The following is a 23,445-nucleotide window of genomic DNA, read 5'->3' as shown; positions in this document are numbered from 1 at the left end:
TTACTCCTGATTCACGCGATTAAGCTTGCCCACAGCGGCAGCCATCAGAACTTCCTGGGTGGCCTGCTCGCGAGTGAATTCACCGCCGAGATGCCCTTCATGCATGACGATAATGCGATCGCTCATGCCCAATACTTCTGGCATCTCGGAAGAGACCAGAATGATGCTCAGACCGTCGGCCTTAAACTGGTTAATCAGCTGATAGATCTCTTTCTTCGCCCCCACGTCTACGCCGCGGGTTGGCTCGTCGAGGATCAACACTTTCGGGCGCGTCATCAGCCCGCGCGCAATTGCCACTTTCTGCTGATTCCCGCCGGACAACAGGCCAATCGCCTGCTCCATCGACGGCGTTTTAACATTAAAGAGACGGATAAAATCGCTGACCGCCTGCTGCTCGTCTTTATGCTTCAGGCTGCCGCCGCTGTGGCTGAAATAGCGCAGCGCGGTCAGGGACATGTTCTCTTTTACCGACATGCCCAGCACTAAGCCGTCGCGTTTGCGGTCTTCGGAGATATAGACGATGCCGTTCGCCAGACCATCCTGCGGGGAGCGGGTGACCACTTCATGACCGTCGAGGGTGACATAACCGCTGGTGCGCGGCAGCGCGCCGTACAACACTTTCATCAGCTCGGTACGTCCCGCGCCCATAAGGCCCGCCACGCCCAGGATCTCGCCCTGGCGCAGGGTAAAGGTCACGTCGTTCACACCCGGGCCGCAGAGGTTATCCACCTTCAGGCGGATCTCACCCGGCGCTTTATCCAGATGCGGATACTGATCTTCAAGCTTGCGTCCCACCATCATTTCGATGAGCGTATCTTCCGTCAGCGTGGCCACTTCGCGCTCGGCAATAAACTGCCCGTCGCGGAAAACGGTGACGTCATCGCAGATTTCAAAGATCTCTTTCATACGGTGAGAGATATAGACAATCCCGCGCCCCTGCGATTTCAGCTCGCGAATAACGCGGAACAGGGATTCGGTTTCGGTATCGGTCAAGGCGTCTGTCGGTTCATCCATAATGATGACCTTCGACTCAAAGCTCAGCACCTTCGCGATTTCCACCATCTGCTGATCGCCGATGGAGAGATCGCCGACCAGACGGTCGCTCTTAAAGCGCAGGTTCAGTTTCGCCAGCAGCTTGTCGGCTTCGGCATACATGGTTTTCCAGTCGATCTTGCCGAAGCGGTTCACGAACTCACGGCCGAGGAAGATGTTCTCCGCAATGGTGAGCTGCGGGATCAGGTTCAGCTCCTGGTGAATAATGCCGATACCCGCTTCCTGAGAAGATTTCGGGCCAGTGAAGGTGGTTTCTTTACCCAGCCAGAGGAGTGAACCGGCATCGCGTTGATAGATACCGGTCAGCACCTTCATCATGGTGGATTTGCCGGCGCCGTTTTCGCCCACCAGCGCCATTACGCGCCCGGGGTAGACGTTCAGCGCCGCGCCGGAGAGGGCTTTTACGCCTGGGAACGACTTATCGATCCCTTTGAGTTGCAGTAATGCGTCCATGATGGCCTCAGAAGGTGACGCCAGCACAGAGAATGATATTCGCATACGGGGAACACTCCCCGCTGCGAATCACCGCCTGACTGTCTGCGGTTTGTTGTTTGAATTGTTCGTGCGTTGTGTAACGAATTTCGATGGTGTTTCCCTGGTGTTGTTGCAGCTGCTCAAGATGGCTGAGCAACGTTTCGTGGAGCTGCGGATTATGTTGTTTGATTTCCGCCGCGAGAATGGCCGTCTCAACCTGCATCTCCGCGGTCACCACGTCCAGTACCTGCATAAACGAAGGTACGCCCTGCGTTAACGCCATATCGATACGGGTTGTGCTGCGCGGAACCGGTAAGCCTGCATCGCAAACCACCAGCGTATCGGTATGCCCAAGACGGGAAATAACCGACGAGATTTCTGAGTTGAGTACAGTGCCTTTCTTCATTTTCTTGCTCCACTAGCGAAACGTTTCGCTAAAAAGAGTGTAGCCTCAGGAATGTTCAGAAAACCACCATGACGTAACAGATTTGTGATCGACGTCGAAACGTTTCGCTAAGTGAAATATTGATGGGAGATATTGCCCGGCGGCGCTTCGCTTGCGCGGGCCTACGGGTTTGGTAGGCCGGGTAAGCGCAGCGCCACCCGGCATTTTCGAAAGGACTTAAATCTCGACCTGCGTACCCAGCTCTATCACGCGGTTAGGCGGGATCTCAAACTGGTCAGGCGCGCGCAGGGCGTTACGCTGCAGGATCAGGTACAGCTTGCCGCGCAGGCGCAGGTACCACGGGCGCTTACCGATGATCAGCGACTCGTGCGACATAAAGAACGACGTCTCCATCATGCGGCAGCTTAAGCCTTCCAGACCGCAGCGGTGGAACACCTCTTCCACGTTTGGCGTTTCACGCCAGCCGTAGCTCGCCACCACGCGCCAGAAGGTCGGGGAGAGCTGCTCAATCTGCACGCGGCGTACGTTGTGAACATATGGCGCATCTTCGGTGCGCAGCGTCAGCAGAATCACGCGCTCGTGCAGCACTTTGTTGTGCTTGAGGTTATGCATCAGCGCGAACGGGATCACGTTCAGGGCGCGAGACATGTACACCGCGGTGCCGGGCACGCGGACCGGCGGGGATTTCTCCAGCGAAGCGATCATCGCCTCCAGAGAATTCCCGTGCTCATGCATACGGCGCAGCAGGCGGAAGCGCTCGCTTTTCCAGGTGGTCATGACGATGAACATCACCAGCCCCAGCGTCAGCGGCAGCCAGCCGCCGGAGACAATCTTGTCGAGGTTCGCAGAGAACAGCGGCACGTCAATACACAGGAAGCCCACCAGAATCATCGCCACGAGGAATTTATTCCAGTGCCAGTTACGGTACGCCACCGTGGTGGAGAGAAGCGATGTCAGCACCATAGTGCCGGTTACCGCAATACCGTACGCCGCCGCCAGGTTGCTGGAGTGCTCGAAGCTGACAATCACAATCACAACAGCGAAGTAGAGCAGCCAGTTAACGAACGGGATGTAGATCTGGCCCGACTCCATCTCTGAGGTATGAATGATGCGCATCGGTGAGAGATACCCCAGACGCACGGCCTGGCGCGTCAGAGAAAACACGCCGGAAATCACCGCCTGAGAGGCAATGACGGTCGCCAGCGTCGCCAGGATCAGCATCGGCACCAGCGCCCAGTCAGGCGCCAGCAGGAAGAACGGGTTCTTAATCGCCTCCGGGTTTTTGAGCAACAGCGCGCCCTGGCCGAAGTAGTTGAGCACCAGCGACGGCAGCACAACCAAAAACCAGGCCACGCGGATAGGCAGCTTTCCGAAGTGACCCATATCCGCATACAGCGCTTCCACACCGGTGATGGAGAGCACGACCGCCCCCAGCGCCACGAAGGAAACTACTTTGTATTCGAGGAAGAAATGCACGGCCCAGTATGGGTTCAGCGCATGCAGCACTTCCGGGTTCGCGATAATGCTGCGTAAACCGAGCGCCGCCAGGATCAGGAACCAGGCCAGCATAATCGGCGCAAACAGTTTTCCCACCAGCCCGGTACCGTGCTTCTGGATCACAAACAGCAGCGTCAACACGATTATCGCCAGCGGGACCACCCACGTATCAAGCTGTGGCGCGATGATCTCCAGCCCCTCTATCGCCGAGAGGACCGAAATCGCGGGCGTGATAACCACCTCTCCATAGAAGAAGCTGCCGCCAATCAGGCCGATAATCACCAGCACGGAGGTCATTCTGGCGGAGGTGTTGCGCCCTGCAAGGGACATCAGGGTCAGGATACCGCCTTCGCCCGCGTTATCAGCGCGCATAACGAAGGAGAGATACTTAACGGAAACGACCAGAATCAGCAGCCAGAAGATGAGGGACAGGAAGCCAAACACGGCATCGCGCTCAACACCAAAGCCAAACTGGCCGGACAAACATTCACGAAGCGTATAAAGCGGGCTGGTGCCAATATCACCGTAGACAACCCCGATCGCCGCAAGCGTAATTGCGGGTAATGATTGCTTATTATCAGTGCTCATAGACTAGTCTTTTCGTTTAAATAACAAATGTGTTCCTGGTCCCTTGGCCCACAAAAAGCGCACAGTATGCACGATTCATTGCAAAATCGTACCCCTAAATGCAACCGCATTAATGTAGCGCAAAGAAAATTGCGCCGCACTTCAGCCTATTACCAGCCCTGACTGAAACGTCTATACTCGCTTCAATTGGCCGCCACGACGGCGAAAGGATGCAAAACTATTATGGCTCACTCACATTTATTAGCAGAAAGAATTTCCCGCCTCAGCAGCGCGCTGGAGAAAGGCCTTTTCGAGCGTAGCCACGCCATTCGCCTCTGTTTACTGGCAGCATTGAGCGGTGAAAGCGTGTTTCTGCTTGGGCCGCCGGGCATCGCCAAAAGCCTAATTGCCCGCAGGCTTAAGTTTGCTTTTCAGAACGCCCGCGCGTTTGAATACCTGATGACCCGCTTTTCCACCCCGGAAGAAGTGTTTGGCCCCCTTTCCATTCAGGCGCTGAAAGATGAAGGACGCTACGAGCGCCTGACAGCGGGGTATCTGCCTGAGGCAGAAATTGTCTTCCTTGATGAGATCTGGAAAGCCGGCCCGGCCATTCTGAACACCCTGCTCACGGCGATAAACGAACGTCGGTTCCGCAACGGCGCCAGTGAAGAGAAAATCCCGATGCGCCTGCTGGTGGCCGCCTCAAACGAACTGCCTGAAGCCGACAGCAGCCTGGAAGCGCTGTATGACCGTATGCTGATCCGCCTGTGGCTGGACAAAGTGCAGGATAAGTCCAATTTCCGTTCCATGCTGGTCAGCCAGCAGGATGAGAACGAGAACCCGGTAGCAGCGTCATTGCAGGTATCAGACGAGGAGTATTACCAGTGGCAGGAAGAGATCGGTAAAATTAAGCTGCCTGATTCCGTCTTCGAGCTGATCTTCATGCTGCGCCAGCAGCTTGATTTACTGCCCTCTGCCCCCTATGTCTCCGATCGCCGCTGGAAAAAAGCGATCCGCCTGCTGCAGGCCAGCGCCCTGTTCAGCGGTCGCGATGCCGTTGCGCCCATCGATCTGATCCTGCTGAAAGACTGCCTCTGGCACGACGCGGAAGGCATGAATCTGATGCAGCAGCAGCTCGACGTTTTGATGACCGGACACGCCTGGGGACAGCAGGCGATGCTCAATCAGCTGGGGGCGATTGCCCAGCGGCGCATCCAGCTTCAGCAGCAGCAAAGTGATAAAACCGCGCTGAAAGTGAATCGCCTGGGGGGGATGTTCGCCCGCAAACCGCACTATGAATTACCCGCCGAACTCACCAGCACGACGCTGACCCTGCTGCTCCAGCAGCCGCTCAAGCTGCATGACATGCAGGTGGTGCACGTGACGATTGAGCGCGAGGCGCTGGCGCAGTGGCTGGATAAGGGCGGAGAGATCCGCGGAAAGCTCAACGGCATCGGTTTTGCGCAGCCGCTGAATATGGAAGTAGACAGCAGCCAGCACCTGGTGATCCGCGACGTCAGCCTGCAGGGCTCGCGTCTTGCGCTTCCGGGAACCGCCTCTGAGAGCGTCCCTGAAGAGATTAAGCAGCAGCTGGACGCGCTGGACACCGAATGGCACCAGCAGCACACCCGCTTTAGCGAGCAGCAAAAATGCCTCTTTATCCATAGCGACTGGTTAGGCCGCATCGAAGCCAGCCTGCAGGACGTCAGCGCGCAGATCAAACAGGCGCGTCAATGCTAACCCTGGATACGCTTAACGTCATGCTGGCCGTCAGCGAGGAAGGGTTGATCGAAGAAGTGGTGATCACCCTTCTGGCTTCACCGCAGCTAGCGGCCTTCTTTGAAAAATTTCCGAAGCTCAAAAAGGCGATGACCGACGATCTTCCGCGCTGGCGGGATAACCTGCGTCAACGGTTTAAAGAGACCGAAGTCCCCCCTGAGTTAACGGAAGAAGTGGCCTGCTATCAGCAGTGCCAGCGACTTTCCACGTCGCAGTTTATCGTCCAGCTTCCGCAAACCCTGACGTTGCTCGACAAGGTCCACTCCCCGTTTGCCAGCCAGGCCCGTGGGCTGGTCACGGATAACGCCACGTTCACTCCCGCACTGCACACCCTCTTCTTACAGCGCTGGCGTCTCAGCCTGGTGGTGCAGGCCACGACGCTAAACCAGCAGCTGCTGGATGAAGAGCGCGAACAGCTGCTCAGTGAAGTTCAGGAACGCATGACCTTAAGCGGCCAGCTTGAGCAGGTGCTGGTGGAAAATGAGAACGCCGCAGGGCGTCTCTGGGATATGAGCGCCGGCCAGCTTCGGCGAGGGGACTATCAGCTGATCGTCAAGTACGGTGATTTTCTGGCGCAGCAGCCCGAGCTGATGAAGCTTGCAGAACAGCTGGGACGTTCAAGGGAGGCAAAGTCGGTTCCAAAGAAGGACGCCCCGATGGAAACCTTCCGCACCCTGGTGCGTGAGCCGGCCACCGTTCCGGAGCAGGTCGACGGGCTCCAGCAGAGCGATGATATTCTGCGTCTGCTGCCCACGGAGCTGAGCACGCTGGGGATGACCGAGCTGGAGTACGAGTTTTACCGTCGGCTGGTGGAAAAACAGCTCCTCACCTACCGGCTGCACGGTGAAGCCTGGCGCGAGAAAGTCAGCCAGCGGCCGGTCATTCATCAGGATTTTGACGAACAGCCGCGCGGGCCATTTATTGTCTGCGTGGATACGTCCGGCTCCATGGGCGGGTTTAACGAGCAGTGTGCAAAGGCGTTCTGTCTGGCGCTGATGCGCGTGGCGCTCGCCGATCGCCGTCGCTGCTTCATTATGCTGTTCTCCAGCGAAGTCGTGGGCTATGAGCTGACGAACCAGCAGGGGATCGAGCAGGCAATCCGCTTCCTGAGCCAGCGCTTTCGCGGCGGAACCGATCTGGCCAGCTGTTTTCGCAGCATCGTAGAGCGGATGCAGGGCGGCGACTGGTATGACGCTGACGCGGTAGTGATATCCGACTTTATTGCCCAGCGGCTGCCGGATGACGTGGTCAATAAAGTGAAGGAATTACAGCGTGTGCATCAGCACCGTTTTCATGCGGTGGCGATGTCCGCCCATGGAAAACCCGGCATCATGCGCATCTTCGATCATATCTGGCGCTTTGATACCGGGTTGCGTAGCCGCCTGCTCAGACGCTGGCAGCGTTAATTACAGAAGAGAACCGACGCTTTCACGTACCTGCTGCGGCCAGACGCCACACTGCACCTGACCAATATGGGGCAGCTGAAGCAGCAGCATGGTCAGACGGGACTGGCCGATACCGCCGCCAATCGTCTGCGGCATTTCCCCACGCAGCAGCGCCTGGTGCCACTCCAGTTTGAGACGATCTTCATCGCCGGTCACCGCCAGCTGGCGCTTCAGCGCCTCAGCATCCACGCGGATCCCCATAGAAGAAAGCTCGAATGCGTCTTCCAGCACCGGGTTCCACACCAGAATATCGCCGTTCAGCCCGGCAAATTCGCCCTCACCGGTGGTGCTCCAGTCATCATAATCCGGCGCACGAACGTCGTGGCGTTTGCCATCAGACAGTTTGCCGCCGATCCCAATCAGGAACACCGCCCCGAGCTCTTTGGCGATCGCCCGCTCGCGGCCTTTGGCATCCAGATCCGGGAAACGGGTCAGCAATTCCTGGCTGTGTACAAAGTGGATCGTTTCCGGCAGGAACGGTGCCAGACCAAACGCTTTGCTTACGGCCGCTTCGGTCGCTTTGATCCCGGCGTAGATCGCCTCAACGGTAGACTTCAGCGTGCCAACGTGGCGCTCACCATCGCTCATCACGCGCTCCCAGTCCCACTGGTCAACGTAAACGGAATGAATGGGAGACAGGCGGTCTTCATCGGGGCGAAGGGCTTTCATGTGCGTGTAGAGCCCTTCGCCCGCGCTGAAGTCATGTTGTCCCAGGGTCTGACGCTTCCACTTCGCCAGTGAATGAACCACTTCGAACTGGGCGTCTGGCAGCGTTTTCACTTTTACCTGTACCGCTTTTTCGCATCCAGAGAGGTTATCCTGCGTCCCGTCACCCACGCGGCTGAGGATCGGGGCCTGGACTTCAATCAGCCCAAGCTTCTCTTCAAGCTGGCGGGAAAAATGGGATTTTACGAAACTGATCTGGCGTTGTTTTGCGATGTAAGCGGTTTTCATTATTTATACTCCTGCGTCCTGTTGATATTGATTAAGCAACAGAAATGGCACCTTATTCAATAACCCATCAACAAAAAGCCGCCTTCACTTTTGATTCGATAAAATAAGGCGCTAGAATAGAGTGATTCATTAATCTTCATAAGAAAAAGCTATGGAAAATTATCAGATCGACAATCTCGACCGCGGCATTCTGGAGGCGTTAATGGCCAATGCCCGTACCGCCTACGCCGAACTGGCGAAACAGTTTGGCGTCAGCCCGGGAACCATTCACGTTCGCGTAGAGAAGATGAAGCAGGCGGGGATCATTACCGGCGCGCGCATTGACGTCAGCCCGAAGCAGCTGGGTTACGACGTCTGCTGCTTCATCGGCATCATTCTTAAAAGCGCCAAAGACTACCCTTCCGCCCTGGCGAAACTGAACGCGCTGGATGAAGTCACCGAGGCGTACTACACCACCGGACACTACAGCATCTTTATTAAGGTCATGTGCCGATCCATCGACGCGCTCCAGCAGGTACTTATCAACAAGATCCAAACAATCGATGAAATTCAGTCCACCGAGACCCTGATCTCCCTGCAAAACCCGATCATGCGTACCATCCGCCCGTGATCGGGCAAATCCATTCCCACATTTTCCACAGGTAGATCCCAGCTCGTTCACAGCGTACAATGGCCGTCTCTTTATCTGGGCGAGCGATCAATGGCGGACATTACCCTTATCAGCGGCAGCACCCTTGGCGGTGCGGAATACGTAGCGGAACATCTGGCTGAAAAGCTGGAAGAGGCGGGCTTTTCCACGGAAACCCTGCACGGCCCGTTGCTGGAAGATCTCCCGACTGACGGGGTCTGGCTGCTGATCACCTCCACGCACGGCGCGGGCGATCTGCCGGATAACCTGCAACCTTTATATGACGAACTGCTGGAACAGCAGCCCGACCTGTCAAACGTCCGTTTTGGCGCAGTGGGGATCGGCAGTCGTGAATATGACACCTTTTGCGGGGCAATAGAGAAAGTCGAAGCCGCTGTGACCTCCTGCGGAGCAAAACAGCTGGGTGAAACGCTCAAGATCAACATCCTCGATCATGACATTCCGGAGGATCCAGCCGAGATCTGGCTCGCGGAATGGAAAAATTTACTCAAAAACGATTAAAGATCGCGCGAACAGATGTGGATAACTCTGGTTAAAAGCTCGTATTAACCCGTAGTTATCCAAAGAACAACCGTAGCGCCGTTTTTGGCCTGTGTATAAAGTCGCGATCTGATCCCAGCTTATACGGTCTAGGATCACCGATCATTCACAGCAAACGATCCTTTCTAACTGCATGATCTTCTTTATGAGATCGGACTTATCCACACGGGTTCGCGATCCTAATAAGAGATCACAATAGAACAGATCTCTAAATAAAAAGATCTTCTTTTTAATAGCCCAGGATCCCAATGCTTTCTCGAAAGACTAAAGTTGAGTAGAATCCACGGCCCGGGCTTCAATCCATTTTCTTACCGCTTTACGCGAGGCAGACCACCATGTTTTATCAGGATCCTTTTGACGTCATCATCATTGGCGGGGGTCACGCAGGCACTGAGGCCGCAATGGCCGCAGCGCGAATGGGTCAGCAGACCCTGCTTTTGACACACAATATCGACACGCTGGGACAAATGTCCTGTAATCCGGCGATTGGCGGCATTGGGAAAGGACACCTGGTAAAAGAAGTGGATGCACTTGGCGGCCTGATGGCGAAAGCGATCGATCACGCAGGCATTCAGTTTAGGATACTAAACGCCAGTAAAGGCCCCGCTGTGCGTGCGACCCGTGCTCAGGCAGACCGCGTACTTTATCGCCAGGCGGTACGTACCGCGCTGGAGAACCAGCCGAACCTGATGATCTTCCAGCAGGCGGTTGAAGATCTTATCGTTGAGAACGATCGCGTCGTGGGCGCCGTGACCCAGATGGGCCTCAAATTCCGCGCTAAAGCCGTGGTGTTGACCGTGGGTACCTTCCTTGACGGTAAAATTCATATTGGTCTGGATAACTACAGCGGCGGCCGTGCTGGCGATCCGCCGTCTATCCCATTGTCTCGCCGTCTGCGCGAGCTGCCGCTGCGCGTCAGCCGCCTGAAAACCGGCACGCCGCCGCGTATTGATGCGCGCACCATTGATTTCAGCGTGCTGGCGCAACAGCACGGTGATAACCCAATGCCGGTCTTCTCGTTTATGGGCAATGCGGCACAGCATCCGCAGCAGGTGCCGTGCTACATCACGCACACCAACGAGAAAACCCATGATGTGATCCGCAATAACCTCGATCGCAGCCCGATGTACGCCGGCGTGATCGAAGGGATCGGTCCACGCTACTGCCCGTCGATCGAAGACAAAGTGATGCGCTTTGCCGATCGCAACCAGCACCAGATCTTCCTGGAGCCGGAAGGGTTGACCTCAAACGAAATTTACCCGAACGGCATCTCCACCAGCCTGCCGTTCGACGTACAGATGCAAATTGTTCGCTCAATGCAGGGTATGGAGAACGCAAAAATCGTTCGCCCTGGCTACGCTATTGAGTACGATTTCTTCGATCCGCGTGACCTGAAGCCGACCCTGGAGAGCAAATTCATCCACGGTCTGTTCTTCGCGGGTCAGATTAACGGCACCACCGGCTACGAAGAAGCGGCTGCACAGGGCCTGCTTGCCGGTCTGAACGCCGCGCGCTTCTCTGCTGAGAAAGAGGGCTGGGCTCCGGCGCGTTCTCAGGCTTATCTGGGCGTGCTGGTTGACGATCTCTGCACGCTGGGTACCAAAGAACCGTACCGTATGTTTACCTCTCGCGCGGAATATCGCCTGATGCTGCGTGAAGATAACGCCGACCTGCGTCTGACCGAAATGGGCCGCGAGCTGGGTCTGGTCGATGACGAGCGCTGGGCGCGCTTCAACGAGAAGCTGGAGCGCATTGAGCAGGAACGTCAGCGTCTGAAAACCACATGGGTGAATCCGCAGGCGGAAACCGCTGCTGAAGTGAACGCTCACTTAACCGCGCCGCTGTCGCGCGAAGCCAGCGGTGAAGATCTGCTGCGCCGTCCAGAAGTCACCTACGAGAACCTGGTCAAACTGACCGCGTTCGCGCCGGGCCTGGAAGACGCTGAAGCGGCAGAGCAGGTCGAGATCCAGGTGAAGTACGAAGGTTACATCGCCCGTCAGCAGGATGAGATCGAAAAACAGCAGCGTAACGAAAACACGCTGCTGCCGGAAATGCTGGACTACCGCCAGGTGACGGGCCTTTCCAACGAAGTGATCGCCAAGCTGAACGACCACAAACCGGTGTCGATCGGTCAGGCATCCCGCATCTCGGGCGTGACCCCGGCGGCGATTTCGATCCTGCTGGTGTGGCTGAAAAAGCAGGGCATGTTGCGCCGTAGCGCGTAATTGACATTGCTTTTGGCGGGTGGCGCTTCGCTGACCCGCCCTACTTATTCGTAGGCCCGGTAAGCGGCAGCGCCACCGGGCAAAAAAACTCTCAACAGGTATTCACCGTGCTCAACAAACTCTCTCGTCTGCTGGATCAGGCAGGTATTTCGCTCACCGATCACCAGAAAAATCAGCTGGTGGCCTATGTCGATATGCTGAACAAATGGAACAAAGCGTACAACCTGACGTCTGTTCGCGACCCCAACGAGATGCTCGTTCGCCACATTCTCGACAGCATCGTGGTTGCTCCCTGGCTGAAAGGTGAACGCTTTATCGACGTGGGGACGGGCCCTGGTCTGCCGGGTATTCCGCTGTCGATTGTTCGCCCTGAGAGCCATTTCACGCTGCTGGACAGCCTTGGCAAACGCGTGCGCTTTTTACGCCAGGTACAGCATGAGCTGAAGCTTGAAAACATCACGCCCGTGCAGAGCAGGGTAGAGGAGTTCCCGGCAGAGCCGCCGTTTGACGGGGTTATCAGCCGCGCATTTGCGTCGCTCAACGATATGGTGAGCTGGTGCAAGCACTTACCTGCAGAGAATGGCCGCTTTTATGCACTGAAAGGGCAGTTGCCAGGCGATGAGATTGAACAGCTTCCGGACGGTTTTGCTGTCGAGTCTATTGAGAAATTACAGATTCCTCAGCTCGAAGGCGAACGACACCTGGTGATAATTAAGCCAAACAATTTTTAAAAAATTAATAAAAAATGTGGAATTCGTGCTGTTCTTATCATGTTAAAAAACAGCACAACTACCGGGGATTTACCGAGGAGCTTTTAACCTCTGCTTCACTAAGGTTTTTCTTCCGGTTAACGAAGCAATCGTTATTCACCGAGAAGATAGTCATCTTTGAAAATATAAGTCTGCTAAAAGTGGAAGGCAGTAACCAGAACGCAATGTTAATTATTTATTAAGAATGTCAATAAAAGGTTTTTATTGTGTACTGGGCTGTTTTGAAAATAGTTGCGACATTTTGCGTTTAATTTCATAAAGATAAATTTCTGCGATTTGCGCCTTTGATAAATACAACCTTATCGCAAATGTGTGTTTTGTGATCTCGTGCACGCTTTATCGACAACGTTTTCGCGCTGTTTGCAGTTTTGGTCGAAGGTTGACGCTTTCAGCGAAAGTTAAAAAATAGCGGTGGGGAAAAATATTTAAACATTTATTCACCTTTTCGCTACTTAATGTTTGAAATCACGGGTGCGCACCGTATAATTTGACCGCTTTTTGATGCTTGACTCTGAGCCTTAAAGGACGTTTTATACGACACGCGGCATACCTCGAAGGGAGCAGGAGTAAAAACGTGATGTCTGTGTCGCTCTTGAGTAGAAACGTTGCTCGTAAGCTTCTGTTCATTCAGTTTCTGGCTGTGATAGCAAGTGGACTGCTGTTTAGCCTCAAAGACCCCTTCTGGGGCATCTCCGCCGTGTGCGGGGGTTTGGCGGTTGTGCTGCCAAACGTGTTGTTTATGATTTTTGCCTGGCGTCATCAGGCGCATACACCTGCCAAAGGCCGCGTGGCCTGGTCCTTCGCCCTCGGCGAAGTGTGTAAGGTGTTGCTGACCTTTGCTCTACTGGTGATGGCGCTGGCGGTTTTGAAAGTGGTCTTCATGCCGCTGATAGCAACGTGGGTTTTGGTGCTGGTGGTACAAGTTCTGGCTCCAGCTGTAATCAATAACAAAGGGTAAAAGGCATCATGGCTTCAGAAAATATGACGCCGCAGGATTACATAGGTCACCATCTGAATAACCTTCAGCTGGACCTGCGTACATTCTCGCTGGTGGATCCACATAACCCCCCGGCCACCTTCTGGACGATCAACATCGACTCCATGTTCTTCTCGGTGGTTTTGGGTCTTCTGTTCCTGGCCATGTTCCGCGGTGTTGCTAAACGAGCGACCAGCGGTGTACCAGGGAAATTCCAGACCTTCATCGAAATGATCATCGGCTTCGTCCATGGCAGCGTCAAAGACATGTACCATGGCAAGAGCAAGCTGATTGCTCCGCTGGCGCTGACCGTGTTCGTTTGGGTCTTCCTGATGAACCTGATGGACCTGCTGCCAATCGATCTGCTGCCGTTTATTGGCGAGCACATCTTCGGCCTGCCAGCACTGCGCGTGGTTCCGTCTGCGGACGTGAACATCACCCTGTCGATGGCGCTGGGCGTGTTTATCCTGATTCTTTTCTACAGCATCAAAATGAAAGGCGTAAGCGGCTTTGTGAAAGAGCTTACCTTGCAGCCGTTCAACCACTGGGCGTTTATTCCGGTCAACCTGATCCTGGAAGGCGTTAGCCTGCTGTCCAAACCTGTTTCACTGGGTCTGCGACTGTTCGGCAACATGTATGCGGGTGAGCTGATTTTCATTCTGATCGCGGGTCTTCTGCCGTGGTGGTCACAGTGGGTTCTGAATGTGCCGTGGGCCATTTTCCACATCCTGATCATTACGCTGCAAGCCTTTATCTTCATGGTTCTGACGATCGTCTATCTGTCGATGGCGTCTGAAGAGCACTGATTTTTTACCAACACTACTACGTTTTAATTGAAACAAACTGGAGACTGTCATGGAAAACCTGAATATGGATCTGCTGTACATGGCTGCCGCTGTGATGATGGGTCTGGCGGCTATCGGTGCTGCGATCGGTATCGGCATCCTCGGGGGCAAATTCCTGGAAGGCGCTGCGCGTCAACCTGATCTGATTCCTCTGCTGCGTACTCAGTTCTTTATCGTTATGGGTCTGGTGGATGCTATCCCAATGATCGCTGTAGGTCTGGGTCTGTACGTGATGTTTGCTGTCGCGTAGTAGTAGTTTTAAAACCCTAAGCCACAGATATTAAAGAGGTATTGTGCTGTGAACATGAACGCAACAATCCTCGGCCAGGCCATCGCGTTTATTCTCTTTGTCTGGTTCTGCATGAAGTATGTATGGCCGCCTTTAATGGCAGCCATCGAAAAACGTCAGAAAGAAATTGCTGACGGTCTGGCTTCTGCAGAACGCGCTAAGAAAGATTTGGACCTTGCACAGGCCAACGCGACAGACCAGCTGAAAAAAGCGAAAGCGGAAGCTCAGGTTATCATCGAACAGGCTAACAAACGCCGTTCGCAGATCCTGGACGAAGCGAAAGCTGAAGCAGAACAGGAACGTACTAAGATCGTGACACAGGCTCAGGCTGAAATTGAAGCTGAGCGTAAACGTGCTCGTGAAGAACTGCGTAAGCAGGTTGCGATTCTGGCTGTTGCTGGCGCCGAGAAGATCATCGAACGTTCCGTGGATGAAGCTGCTAACAGCGACATCGTGGACAAACTTGTCGCTGAACTGTAAGGAGGGAGGGGCTGATGTCTGAATTTGTTACGGTAGCTCGCCCCTACGCCAAAGCAGCTTTTGACTTTGCTATCGAACACCAAAATGTCGATCGCTGGCAGAATATGCTGGCGTTTGCCGCTGAGGTGACGAAAAACGAACAAATGGCCGAGTTGCTTTCCGGTGCGTTAGCACCTGAAACCCTCGCCGCGTCGTTTATCGCCGTGTGCGGAGAGCAATTGGATGCCAACGGCCAGAACCTGATTAAGGTGATGGCAGAAAATGGTCGTCTCCGTGTGCTCCCGGATGTTCTCGAGCAGTTTGAGCACTTACGTGCCCTTAGTGAAGCTACCGCTGAAGTCGAAGTGACTTCTGCGACTGAACTGAGTGACGAACAGCTTGCGAAAATTACCGCCGCGATGGAAAAACGTCTGTCACGCAAAGTTAAGCTGAATTGCAAAATCGATAAGTCTGTAATGGCAGGCGTAATCATCCGCTCGGGTGATATGGTCATTGATGGCAGCGTACGCGGCCGTCTTGAGCGCCTTGCAGACGTCTTGCAGTCTTAAGGGGACTGGAGCATGCAACTGAATTCCACCGAAATCAGCGAACTGATCAAGCAGCGCATTGCTCAGTTCAATGTTGTGAGTGAAGCTCACAACGAAGGTACTATTGTTTCTGTAAGTGACGGTGTTATCCGCATCCACGGCCTGGCCGATTGTATGCAGGGTGAGATGATTTCCCTGCCGGGTAACCGTTACGCTATCGCACTGAACCTGGAGCGCGACTCCGTTGGTGCAGTTGTGATGGGTCCATACGCTGACCTCGCCGAAGGCATGAAGGTTAAGTGTACTGGCCGTATTCTGGAAGTGCCGGTTGGCCGTGGCCTGCTGGGTCGCGTTGTTAACACCCTGGGTGCGCCAATCGACGGTAAAGGTCCGGTTGAGCACGATGGCTTCTCCCCAATCGAAGTTATCGCACCGGGCGTTATCGACCGTCAGTCCGTAGATCAGCCTGTTCAGACAGGTTATAAGTCCGTTGACGCCATGATCCCAATCGGTCGTGGTCAGCGTGAACTGATCATCGGTGACCGTCAGACCGGTAAAACTGCGATGGCAATCGACGCCATCATCAACCAGCGTGACTCCGGCATCAAATGTGTGTACGTGGCCATCGGCCAGAAAGCGTCCACCATTTCCAACGTGGTTCGTAAACTGGAAGAGCACGGCGCGCTGTCTAACACCATTGTTGTTGTGGCGACTGCTTCTGAATCTGCTGCACTGCAATACCTGGCACCATACGCCGGTTGCGCAATGGGCGAATACTTCCGTGACCGCGGTGAAGATGCGCTGATCGTATACGATGACCTGTCTAAGCAGGCTGTTGCTTATCGTCAGGTTTCCCTGCTGCTCCGTCGTCCACCTGGACGTGAAGCGTTCCCTGGCGACGTATTCTACCTCCACTCTCGTCTGCTGGAGCGTGCTTCCCGCGTTAACGCGGAATACGTCGAGAACTTCACCAAAGGTGAAGTGAAGGGTAAAACGGGCTCTCTGACCGCGCTGCCGATCATTGAAACCCAGGCGGGTGACGTTTCTGCGTTCGTTCCGACCAACGTAATCTCCATTACCGATGGTCAGATCTTCCTGGAAACCAACCTGTTTAACTCCGGTATTCGTCCGGCGGTTAACCCGGGTATCTCCGTATCCCGTGTGGGTGGTGCTGCTCAGACCAAGATCATCAAGAAACTGTCCGGTGGTATCCGTACCGCGCTGGCACAGTATCGCGAACTGGCTGCGTTCTCTCAGTTCGCATCCGATCTGGACGAAGCAACCCGTAAACAGCTGAGCCACGGTCAGAAAGTGACCGAGCTGCTGAAGCAGAAACAGTACGCACCAATGTCTGTTGCTCAGCAGGGCCTGGTACTGTTCGCGGCTGAACGCGGTTACCTCGAAGATGTGGAACTGGCGAAAATCGGTAGCTTCGAAGCCGCTCTGCTGGCTTACGTCGACCGTGATCACGCTCCGCTGATGCAAGAGATCAACCAGACCGGTGGCTATAACGACGAAATCGAAGGCAAGCTGAAAGCTATCCTCGATTCCTTCAAAGCAACCCAATCCTGGTAATCGTCCGGCGGCTTGTCTCAGGACAAGCCGCCTGGCATTGAGGAGAAGCTCATGGCCGGCGCAAAAGAGATACGTAGTAAGATCGCAAGCGTCCAGAACACGCAAAAGATCACTAAAGCGATGGAGATGGTCGCCGCTTCCAAAATGCGTAAATCGCAGGATCGCATGGCGGCCAGCCGTCCTTATGCAGAAACCATGCGCAAAGTGATTGGTCACCTTGCAAACGGTAATCTGGAATATAAGCACCCTTACCTGGAAGAACGCGACGTTAAGCGCGTGGGCTACCTGGTGGTGTCGACCGACCGTGGTCTGTGTGGCGGCTTGAACATTAACCTGTTCAAAAAACTGCTGGCGGATATGAAAGCATGGTCTGAAAAAGGCGTTCAGTGCGATATCGCAATGATCGGCTCTAAAGGCGTCTCTTTCTTTAACTCCGTTGGTGGCAACATTGTCGCTCAGGTGACCGGTATGGGTGATAACCCGTCCCTGTCCGAACTGATCGGCCCGGTTAAAGTGATGTTGCAGGCCTATGATGAAGGCCGTCTGGACAGACTGTACGTTGTCAGCAACAAATTCATTAACACCATGTCTCAGGTTCCAACGCTCACTCAGATGCTGCCGTTACCGGCATCAGAAGATGACGAGCTGAAGCAAAAAGCCTGGGATTACCTGTATGAACCCGATCCGAAACCGCTGCTGGATACCCTGCTGCGTCGTTACGTTGAATCTCAGGTTTATCAGGGCGTTGTAGAAAACCTGGCCAGCGAGCAGGCCGCACGAATGGTGGCGATGAAAGCCGCGACCGATAATGGCGGCAGCCTGATTAAAGAGCTGCAGTTGGTTTACAACAAAGCTCGTCAGGCCAGCATTACTCAGGAACTCACCGAGATCGTCTCGGGGGCCGCCGCGGTTTAACCAGGTTTACGAATTACGTAGAGGATTCAAGATGGCTACTGGAAAGATTGTCCAGGTAATCGGCGCCGTGGTGGACGTCGAGTTCCCTCAGGACGCCGTACCACGCGTGTACGACGCGCTTGAGGTACAGAATGGTAACGAGAGCCTGGTGCTGGAAGTTCAGCAGCAGCTCGGCGGCGGTATCGTGCGTACCATCGCGATGGGTTCTTCCGACGGTCTGCGTCGTGGTCTGGAAGTAAAAGACCTTGAGCACCCGATCGAAGTCCCGGTAGGTAAAGCAACACTGGGTCGTATCATGAACGTATTGGGTCAGCCAATCGACATGAAAGGCGACATCGGTGAAGAAGAGCGTTGGGCTATCCACCGCGCGGCACCTTCCTACGAAGAGCTGTCCAGCTCTCAGGAACTGCTGGAAACCGGTATCAAAGTTATCGACCTGATGTGTCCGTTTGCGAAGGGCGGTAAAGTGGGTCTGTTCGGTGGTGCGGGTGTAGGTAAAACCGTAAACATGATGGAGCTGATCCGTAACATCGCGATCGAGCACTCCGGTTACTCCGTATTTGCGGGCGTAGGTGAACGTACTCGTGAGGGTAACGACTTCTACCACGAAATGACCGACTCCAACGTTCTGGACAAAGTATCCCTGGTTTACGGCCAGATGAACGAGCCACCTGGAAACCGTCTGCGCGTTGCGCTGACCGGCCTGACGATGGCTGAGAAGTTCCGTGACGAAGGCCGTGACGTTCTGCTGTTCGTTGATAACATCTATCGTTACACCCTGGCCGGTACTGAAGTATCTGCACTGCTGGGTCGTATGCCTTCAGCGGTAGGTTATCAGCCAACGCTGGCGGAAGAGATGGGTGTTCTTCAGGAACGTATCACCTCTACCAAAACCGGTTCTATCACCTCCGTTCAGGCGGTATACGTACCTGCGGATGACTTGACTGACCCATCTCCAGCCACCACCTTTGCGCACTTAGATGCAACCGTGGTACTGAGCCGTCAGATCGCGTCTCTGGGTATCTACCCAGCCGTTGACCCGCTGGACTCCACCAGCCGTCAGCTGGATCCACTGGTTGTTGGTCAGGAACACTACGACACCGCGCGTGGCGTACAGTCCCTGCTGCAGCGTTACCAGGAACTGAAAGACATCATCGCCATCCTGGGTATGGATGAACTGTCTGAAGAAGACAAACTGGTGGTAGCACGTGCGCGTAAGATCCAGCGCTTCCTGTCCCAGCCGTTCTTCGTTGCGGAAGTATTCACCGGTTCTCCGGGTAAATACGTTTCCCTGAAAGACACCATCCGTGGCTTTAAAGGCATCATGGAAGGCGAATACGATCACCTGCCAGAGCAGGCGTTCTACATGGTTGGTTCCATCGAAGAAGCTGTGGAAAAAGCCAAAAAACTTTAACGCCTTAATCGGAGGGTGATATGGCAATGACTTACCACCTGGACGTCGTCAGCGCAGAGCAACAAATGTTCTCTGGTCTGGTCGAGAAAATCCAGGTAACGGGTAGTGAAGGTGAGCTGGGTATTTTCCCGGGTCACGCACCGCTGCTCACCGCCATTAAGCCTGGTATGATCCGCATCGTTAAACAGTTCGGTCACGAAGAGTTTATCTATCTGTCCGGCGGCATTCTTGAAGTGCAGCCTGGTAGTGTGACCGTTCTGGCCGATACCGCTATTCGTGGCCAGGATCTCGACGAAGCGCGAGCCCTGGAGTCGAAGCGTAAGGCTGAAGAGCACATTAGCAGCTCTCATGGTGACGTGGATTACGCTCAGGCGTCTGCGGAGCTGGCCAAAGCGATCGCGAAACTGCGCGTTATCGAGTTGACCAAAAAAGCGATGTAACACCGGCTTGAAAAGCACAAAAGCCAGTCTGGATACCAGGCTGGCTTTTTTTTCGTCCTTAATTCATGTTGAAAAAGATGTAGAATTTTAAGCATCAAACGTTTTTACTTCTCACTCAAACTACCGTCAGGATGCGTATGTCAAACAGTGCGATGAGCGTGGTGATCCTTGCCGCAGGCAAAGGGACCCGCATGTATTCCGACCTGCCTAAAGTACTTCACACGCTTGCAGGAAAGCCAATGGTGCAGCACGTCATTGATGCAGCGAATGAATTGGGTGCCAGTCAGGTCCACCTGGTCTACGGCCACGGCGGCGATCTGCTGAAAAAGACGCTGAGCGACGACAAGCTCAACTGGGTGCTTCAGGCTGAACAGTTGGGTACAGGCCATGCTATGCAGCAGGCAGCGCCCTTCTTTGCGGATGACGAAGACATTTTGATGCTCTACGGCGATGTCCCGCTGATCTCCGTTGAAACGCTGACTCGCCTGCGTGAAGCCAAACCGCAGGGCGGCATCGGTTTATTAACTGTTGTGCTGGACGATCCAACCGGTTATGGCCGTATCACCCGTGAAAACGGCAACGTTACGGGTATTGTTGAGCATAAAGATGCCAGCGAGGCGCAGCGTCAGATTCAGGAGATCAACACCGGTATCCTGATTGCCAATGGTGCGGATATGAAGCGCTGGCTGTCGAAGCTCAATAACAATAACGCGCAGGGTGAATACTACATCACCGACATCATTGCGATGGCATACCAGGAAGGGCGCGAGATTGCGGCGGTCCATCCGGCGCGCATCAGCGAAACCGAAGGGGTGAACAACCGCCTTCAACTCTCCCGTCTTGAGCGCGTTTATCAGTCCGAACAGGCCGAGAAACTCCTTCTGGCTGGCGTGATGCTGCGCGATCCGGCGCGTTTCGATCTGCGTGGAACGTTAGCGCACGGGCGCGACGTTGAAATTGATACTAACGTTATCCTCGAAGGTCACGTCACGCTGGGCAATCGCGTCAAAATTGGCGCTGGCTGCGTGATCAAAAACAGCGTCATTGGTGACGACTGTGAAATCAGCCCGTACAGCGTGGTGGAAGATGCCCGTCTGGATGTGGCCTGTACCATCGGCCCGTTTGCGCGTTTGCGCCCGGGCGCTGAGCTGCTGGAAGGCGCTCACGTGGGCAACTTCGTTGAGATGAAAAAAGCGCGTCTGGGTAAAGGCTCAAAAGCCGGTCATTTAACCTATCTGGGCGACGCGGAAATTGGTGACAACGTCAACATTGGCGCAGGCACAATCACCTGTAACTATGACGGCGCCAATAAGTTTAAAACCATCATCGGTGATGATGTGTTTGTCGGTTCCGACACCCAGCTGGTGGCACCTGTTACCGTGGGTAACGGCGTAACGATTGCCGCCGGGACAACCGTTACGCGCGATATCGCCGATAACGAACTGGTATTAAGCCGTGTGCCGCAGGTGCACAAGCAGGGCTGGAAACGTCCTGTGAAGAAGAAGTAACAACAAGGCGGGTGGCGCTACGCTTACCCGCCCTACGATTGAGTAGGCCTGATAAGGCGTAGCCGTCATCAGGCAAACCCGGGTGAGGAGATAAACATATATCTCCCCCCACAAGCAGTACCCATAAAAATAACCCCACTCTCTACAAGGCTCGGGGCGCCCGGAAAGGGCAAATACAGGTCAGCGACAACGCAGGCATTATGCCTAAATTCGGAATCTAAAATTATGTGTGGAATTGTTGGCGCAGTTGCGCAGCGTGATATTGCTGAAATCCTTCTCGAAGGTTTACGTCGTCTGGAATACCGTGGTTACGACTCTGCCGGTCTGGCTGTCGTCGATGCAGAAGGTCATATGACCCGTCTGCGCCGTCTCGGTAAAGTGCAGATGCTGGCCCAGGCCGCGGAAGAACATCCGCTGCACGGGGGAACCGGTATTGCGCACACCCGCTGGGCGACGCACGGCGAACCGTCTGAAGGCAACGCGCACCCGCATGTGTCTGAACACATCGTGGTCGTGCACAATGGCATTATCGAAAACCACGAACCGCTGCGTGAAGCACTGAAAGCGCGCGGCTACACCTTCGTCTCTGAAACCGACACCGAAGTGATTGCTCACCTGGTGCACTGGGAACTTGAGCAGGGCGGTACGCTGCGTGATGCGGTGCTGCGTGCTATTCCTCAGCTACGCGGTGCGTACGGTACGGTGATCATGGATTCCCGCGACCCGTCCACGCTGCTGGCCGCGCGTTCCGGTAGCCCGATGGTTATCGGCCTGGGCATGGGTGAAAACTTTATCGCTTCCGATCAGCTGGCACTGCTGCCGGTAACGCGTCGCTTTATCTTCCTTGAAGAGGGGGATATCGCCGAAGTGACTCGCCGCAGCGTAACCGTGTTCGATACCAAAGGCGAGCAGGTGAAACGTCAGGAGATCGAATCGAATCTGCAGTACGACGCGGGCGACAAAGGCGCTTACCGTCACTACATGCAGAAAGAGATTTACGAGCAGCCAAACGCCATCAAAAACACCCTGACCGGGCGCATCAGCCATGGTGAAGTGGATCTGAGCGAGCTGGGCGCAAACGCGAACGAACTGCTCAGCAAGGTTGAGCATATTCAGATCGTAGCCTGCGGTACCTCCTACAACTCCGGTATGGTCTCTCGCTACTGGTTTGAATCTCTGGCGGGCGTGCCGTGCGACGTGGAAATTGCCTCTGAGTTCCGCTATCGCAAATCTGCCGTACGTCGTAACAGCCTGATGATCACCCTTTCCCAGTCAGGTGAAACGGCAGATACCCTGGCGGCGCTGCGTCTCTCTAAAGAGCTGGGTTATCTGGGTTCTCTGGCCATCTGTAACGTCCCGGGCTCATCGCTGGTGCGTGAATCCGATCTGGCGCTGATGACCAAAGCGGGTACCGAAATCGGCGTGGCCTCCACCAAGGCGTTTACCACTCAGCTGACGGTTCTGCTGATGCTGGTGGCGAAACTGGCGCGTCTGAAAGGTGAAGATGCCTCTGTTGAGCATGACATCGTTCACGGTCTGCAGGCGCTGCCGAGCCGTATTGAGCAGATGCTGTCTCAGGACAAACGCATTGAAGCTCTGGCGGAAGATTTCTCTGACAAACATCACGCCCTGTTCCTGGGCCGTGGCGATCAGTATCCGATTGCGCTGGAAGGCGCGCTGAAGCTGAAAGAGATCTCTTACATTCACGCTGAAGCCTATGCGGCAGGCGAGCTGAAACACGGTCCGTTGGCGCTGATTGACGCGGATATGCCGGTTATCGTCGTGGCACCGAACAACGAACTGCTGGAAAAACTGAAGTCCAACATCGAAGAAGTCCGCGCCCGTGGCGGCGTGTTGTACGTCTTTGCTGATAAAGATGCCGGTTTCGCCAGCAGCGACAACATGCACATCATCGAGATGCCGCATGTGGAAGAGGTGATTGCGCCGATCTTCTACACCGTTCCGCTGCAGCTGCTGGCCTATCACGTGGCGCTGATCAAAGGCACCGACGTCGACCAGCCGCGTAACCTGGCGAAATCGGTCACTGTAGAATAAACCCTTCAGGCTCCACCTTCGGGTGGAGCTTTTTTATCCTGCCTGGTTTGTTTTTCATCAAT

General features: G+C 54.8%; 21 protein-coding genes. 17 read left to right on the top strand and 4 right to left on the bottom strand.

The window, feature by feature from the left end; translation table 11 throughout:
* The 3 genes from rbsA to kup all read right to left on the bottom strand — a co-directional run bounded on the left by rbsA (position 1) and on the right by kup (position 4,018).
* On the bottom strand, positions 1-1,506 hold the full coding sequence (rbsA, locus tag C6A40_RS18640) for a ribose ABC transporter ATP-binding protein RbsA (RefSeq protein ID WP_021242658.1): 1,506 nt from the start codon (positions 1,504-1,506) through the stop codon (positions 1-3).
* A 7-nt stretch (positions 1,507-1,513) separates the two neighbouring features.
* Positions 1,514-1,933 (bottom strand): D-ribose pyranase, encoded by a 420-nt coding sequence (gene rbsD, locus C6A40_RS18635; RefSeq protein WP_023345137.1) that lies wholly within the window; start codon positions 1,931-1,933, stop codon positions 1,514-1,516.
* A gap of 216 nt (positions 1,934-2,149) precedes the next feature.
* Entirely contained in the window at positions 2,150-4,018 is a 1,869-nt protein-coding gene (gene kup / locus C6A40_RS18630; protein ID WP_021242659.1) for a low affinity potassium transporter Kup, read from the bottom strand.
* Positions 4,019-4,240: 222 nt separating this feature from the next.
* Here kup and ravA point away from each other — a divergent pair, with 222 nt between their 5' ends.
* Together ravA and viaA are read left to right on the top strand one after the other, a co-directional pair.
* Entirely contained in the window at positions 4,241-5,737 is a 1,497-nt protein-coding gene (gene ravA, locus C6A40_RS18625) for an ATPase RavA (protein ID WP_045336434.1), read from the top strand.
* Positions 5,731-7,182, top strand: coding sequence for an ATPase RavA stimulator ViaA (viaA, locus tag C6A40_RS18620; protein WP_008500200.1), 1,452 nt, complete (start codon positions 5,731-5,733; stop codon positions 7,180-7,182). The genes ravA and viaA overlap by 7 nt, the downstream gene beginning before the upstream one ends.
* On the opposite strand, the gene asnA is transcribed toward viaA, so the two are convergent.
* Positions 7,183-8,175 carry an aspartate--ammonia ligase gene (gene asnA, locus C6A40_RS18615; RefSeq protein WP_045336436.1) on the bottom strand — a complete coding sequence of 331 codons (993 nt, stop codon included), beginning with the start codon at positions 8,173-8,175 and terminating at the stop codon, positions 7,183-7,185.
* A 151-nt stretch (positions 8,176-8,326) separates the two neighbouring features.
* Here asnA and asnC point away from each other — a divergent pair, with 151 nt between their 5' ends.
* From asnC to glmS, 15 genes are all read left to right on the top strand, one after another.
* On the top strand, positions 8,327-8,785 hold the full coding sequence (gene asnC / locus C6A40_RS18610; RefSeq protein WP_008500198.1) for a transcriptional regulator AsnC: 459 nt from the start codon (positions 8,327-8,329) through the stop codon (positions 8,783-8,785).
* Between the two features lie 90 nt (positions 8,786-8,875).
* Positions 8,876-9,325, top strand: a complete 450-nt coding sequence (gene mioC, locus C6A40_RS18605; protein WP_008500197.1) for an FMN-binding protein MioC — start codon at positions 8,876-8,878, stop codon at positions 9,323-9,325.
* Between the two features lie 374 nt (positions 9,326-9,699).
* On the top strand, positions 9,700-11,589 hold the full coding sequence (gene mnmG / locus C6A40_RS18595; RefSeq protein ID WP_008500196.1) for a tRNA uridine-5-carboxymethylaminomethyl(34) synthesis enzyme MnmG: 1,890 nt from the start codon (positions 9,700-9,702) through the stop codon (positions 11,587-11,589).
* 107 nt (positions 11,590-11,696) lie between these two features.
* Complete coding sequence (gene rsmG, locus C6A40_RS18590) at positions 11,697-12,320, top strand: 16S rRNA (guanine(527)-N(7))-methyltransferase RsmG (RefSeq protein WP_008500195.1); 624 nt, start codon at positions 11,697-11,699, stop codon at positions 12,318-12,320.
* Between the two features lie 616 nt (positions 12,321-12,936).
* Positions 12,937-13,317: a F0F1 ATP synthase subunit I gene (gene atpI, locus C6A40_RS18585; protein WP_008500194.1), complete on the top strand. Its 381-nt coding sequence runs from the start codon at positions 12,937-12,939 to the stop codon at positions 13,315-13,317.
* 8 nt (positions 13,318-13,325) lie between these two features.
* A complete protein-coding gene (atpB, locus tag C6A40_RS18580) occupies positions 13,326-14,141 on the top strand; it encodes a F0F1 ATP synthase subunit A (protein ID WP_008500193.1) in 816 nt (271 codons plus the stop codon).
* A gap of 49 nt (positions 14,142-14,190) precedes the next feature.
* Positions 14,191-14,430 carry a F0F1 ATP synthase subunit C gene (gene atpE, locus C6A40_RS18575; RefSeq protein ID WP_000429386.1) on the top strand — a complete coding sequence of 80 codons (240 nt, stop codon included), beginning with the start codon at positions 14,191-14,193 and terminating at the stop codon, positions 14,428-14,430.
* A gap of 48 nt (positions 14,431-14,478) precedes the next feature.
* Positions 14,479-14,949, top strand: coding sequence for a F0F1 ATP synthase subunit B (atpF, locus tag C6A40_RS18570; RefSeq protein ID WP_003862370.1), 471 nt, complete (start codon positions 14,479-14,481; stop codon positions 14,947-14,949).
* Positions 14,950-14,963: 14 nt separating this feature from the next.
* Entirely contained in the window at positions 14,964-15,497 is a 534-nt protein-coding gene (gene atpH, locus C6A40_RS18565) for a F0F1 ATP synthase subunit delta (RefSeq protein WP_008500192.1), read from the top strand.
* 12 nt (positions 15,498-15,509) lie between these two features.
* Positions 15,510-17,051 carry a F0F1 ATP synthase subunit alpha gene (gene atpA, locus C6A40_RS18560; RefSeq protein WP_003862367.1) on the top strand — a complete coding sequence of 514 codons (1,542 nt, stop codon included), beginning with the start codon at positions 15,510-15,512 and terminating at the stop codon, positions 17,049-17,051.
* A gap of 51 nt (positions 17,052-17,102) precedes the next feature.
* Entirely contained in the window at positions 17,103-17,966 is an 864-nt protein-coding gene (gene atpG / locus C6A40_RS18555) for a F0F1 ATP synthase subunit gamma (protein WP_008500191.1), read from the top strand.
* 31 nt (positions 17,967-17,997) lie between these two features.
* Positions 17,998-19,380 carry a F0F1 ATP synthase subunit beta gene (gene atpD / locus C6A40_RS18550; protein ID WP_003862362.1) on the top strand — a complete coding sequence of 461 codons (1,383 nt, stop codon included), beginning with the start codon at positions 17,998-18,000 and terminating at the stop codon, positions 19,378-19,380.
* 20 nt (positions 19,381-19,400) lie between these two features.
* Positions 19,401-19,820 (top strand): F0F1 ATP synthase subunit epsilon, encoded by a 420-nt coding sequence (locus C6A40_RS18545; protein WP_006177560.1) that lies wholly within the window; start codon positions 19,401-19,403, stop codon positions 19,818-19,820.
* A gap of 137 nt (positions 19,821-19,957) precedes the next feature.
* Positions 19,958-21,328 carry a bifunctional UDP-N-acetylglucosamine diphosphorylase/glucosamine-1-phosphate N-acetyltransferase GlmU gene (gene glmU / locus C6A40_RS18540; RefSeq protein ID WP_045336438.1) on the top strand — a complete coding sequence of 457 codons (1,371 nt, stop codon included), beginning with the start codon at positions 19,958-19,960 and terminating at the stop codon, positions 21,326-21,328.
* 225 nt (positions 21,329-21,553) lie between these two features.
* Positions 21,554-23,383, top strand: a complete 1,830-nt coding sequence (gene glmS, locus C6A40_RS18535) for a glutamine--fructose-6-phosphate transaminase (isomerizing) (protein WP_008500188.1) — start codon at positions 21,554-21,556, stop codon at positions 23,381-23,383.
* Positions 23,384-23,445: the final 62 nt, after the last annotated feature.

It is taken from the genome of Enterobacter sp. GER_MD16_1505_Eko_090, from assembly GCF_003331015.1.
Lineage (GTDB): Bacteria > Pseudomonadota > Gammaproteobacteria > Enterobacterales > Enterobacteriaceae > Enterobacter > Enterobacter roggenkampii.
This window is presented reverse-complemented; position numbering and strand designations above follow the sequence as displayed.